Origin of the sequence: Xanthomonas cissicola, assembly GCF_008801575.1 — a bacterium.
GTDB classification, from domain to species: domain Bacteria; phylum Pseudomonadota; class Gammaproteobacteria; order Xanthomonadales; family Xanthomonadaceae; genus Xanthomonas; species Xanthomonas cissicola.
In genome coordinates this window covers 1-2142 of record NZ_VZPL01000172.1, presented here as the reverse complement: position 1 = coordinate 2142, position 2142 = coordinate 1, and the positions used below count along the sequence as shown (strand labels likewise).

3 protein-coding genes are annotated in these 2142 nt (G+C 61.2%); 1 reads left to right on the top strand and 2 read right to left on the bottom strand.

Annotated elements, in window-relative coordinates; genetic code table 11:
* Positions 1–216: 216 nt before the first annotated feature.
* Both F7R02_RS25075 and F7R02_RS25070 read right to left on the bottom strand, forming a co-directional pair.
* Positions 217–849 carry an RES family NAD+ phosphorylase gene (locus F7R02_RS25075; protein WP_151210309.1) on the bottom strand — a complete coding sequence of 211 codons (633 nt, stop codon included), beginning with the start codon at positions 847–849 and terminating at the stop codon, positions 217–219.
* Between the two features lie 12 nt (positions 850–861).
* Positions 862–1488, bottom strand: a complete 627-nt coding sequence (locus F7R02_RS25070) for a hypothetical protein (protein ID WP_026006817.1) — start codon at positions 1486–1488, stop codon at positions 862–864.
* Positions 1489–1803: 315 nt separating this feature from the next.
* On the opposite strand from F7R02_RS25070, the gene F7R02_RS25065 reads away from it, so the two are divergent.
* On the top strand, positions 1804–2142 hold a 339-nt coding region (locus tag F7R02_RS25065), incomplete at its 3' end, for a TraI domain-containing protein (protein ID WP_208789145.1).

The window sequence follows — 2142 nt, the reverse complement described above, 5'->3', positions numbered from 1 at the left end:
GCTGCGCTGGATCGCCTTTTTGCGTGCCTGGTTGCAGGTGGTGCGGGAGCGTTCCTCAACGTGCTCAAGCACTATGCGGCTCGCAAACATGGCAATGGAGGTTTGACAGGGGTTTTTCAGGGACGACTCATGATCGTCTCCTGCTACACGAGGAATTCCTATTCCAGTCTGGTCCAATTCACTCTGCTTGGGGCCTCAATGTACTCTTTTGCTGCTTCAGGACGCTTCGTCATCCGGTTCCACCGGCCCAGGGTCGGGCTCCACGCCGATGCGATAGGTAGCAACGAAACCTGGCCAGTCCACGTGGTCAACCAGGTCGATGTCCTTGATGACCCTGACTTTCGCTTCCGCACGCTCGAACAGGGCGATGCTCTTGGCGGGATAGTTGTTGCGCGACGGATAGAGCACCCCGTCGAACAGCGGCAGGCCTTCGTCGCCGAGCATCGCATGCACCTGGGTGGACACCTGCTGTGTGTGCGTGTAGTCGCGGCTGGCCAATTGCTCCAGGTTCAAGCCGAAATAGCCCGCCATGACGCCCGGTGCCGTGAGATCGGCTAGGCGCACGCCGTATAGAACGGCCACGGCGCGCACCATCCGACCCTGGACTTCTTGCAGCGCGATCAAGCGCGTGGTATCCGCAAGCCACTGGTGCTTGTGAAACACCGATTCCATCAGCGCAGTGGGTAGATCGCGGCCCAGGTAGAGCACGCCGTAGGCCCGCGTCGGGTCGTCGTAGCGGTTGGTGCTGCTGCGGCCATAGTGCAGCGGACTGCCCCGATAGACGACGCGGCTCACATGCTGGAGCAGTTCACCCGCATCGATCAGGAACGACGGCAGCTCACGACTCATGGCAGTCTCACCTCAATGCACCTGAACGCCCAGCACGTTGAACACGGCCTCGCTCACCTTGTCGATCGAGTCTGGCGTCACCGCATCTACCGGCGAACGCCCGCCCAAGCCTTCGAGCGGTTCGGAAAGCGCACCGTAAATCGTCCAGTTGTCGATGCCCTCGACCTCCTGGAGGACGGCTTGGGTCAACTGCTGTTTCACCGGGTCGAGTTGCCAGTCGGGCAGCTTCTGGCCGCGCGGCCCCACGTTCAGTGCCAGCAACCGACGGGCGAGGATGTCCTTGTAGATCTGCTGACGCGACTTGTCCGCCAACTTGGCGAATTCGGGGATCGGCAGGTTATGCGGCTGGTTAAAGGTTTTCAGCAACGCGGTGCGGCCACGCTGGACTTCGGTTTCATTCGGTGCCCAGCGCGTCTCGGCGCGCAGCGCGTCCGCCTTGCGTGCCAAGGTCTGCTCCATCGTCTCCATTTCCAGGCGGGCGGGAAGCTCCACCGCCTCTACACGCTCGTGAACGAACGCCTGCAGTTCCGCCGCGAAAGCCCCGGCATCTCGGATATCAACAATGGCGGCGAAGCGACGCACATCCTCCACCGTGACGCGCGGCAAACGGTCGGCAATTAATTCAATGGAATTGGACATGATCATCTCCCAGGCAGGTTTAAGACAGGAGTCACCCTAGTCTCCCCTGTCGCCTTTGTCAACTTTGTCGCCTGATAAAACCCTCTTGGCTGAAACGGCGTCCGCGCAGCTTAGGCAGAACTGGCACAGAGGGTCGCCGCCCAATCCACACAAGCGGATTCCACATTGACGCTGGAACCGCAATCTGCGCCTCGCTATACCGAAACGGTTAAAAGCCAAAGGGCAGAAATGGCAAGGGAATGGGGTGCAAGGGGAAAGGCCCTACCCCGAAAAGGCTAAATGGCCTCCCGCACGGCCCGCTATCAGGACACCTACATGCTCTCCCTGTTCCAGCGAAAAAGGGCCTCGGTCGCTGCCGCTGCGTCGCCAGGACCCACCACCGACCTCCCGAAAGGGCTGACGCGGCCGGAGACGGCCGCGTCCTTGCTCACCACCCCGCGCCGTCAGAAGCTGCTGGAACACATTTGGCAGCGCACGTCGTTGTCTCGCCAGCAGTTCGACAAGCTGTACCGCACGCCCTTGGAGCACTACGCCGCGCTTGTGCAGCAATTTCCCGCCTCAGAGAGCCACCACCATGCCTACCACGGCGGCATGCTCGACCATGGTCTTGAAATCGTTGCCTACGCGCTCAAGCTGCGGCAGTCCTATCTGCTG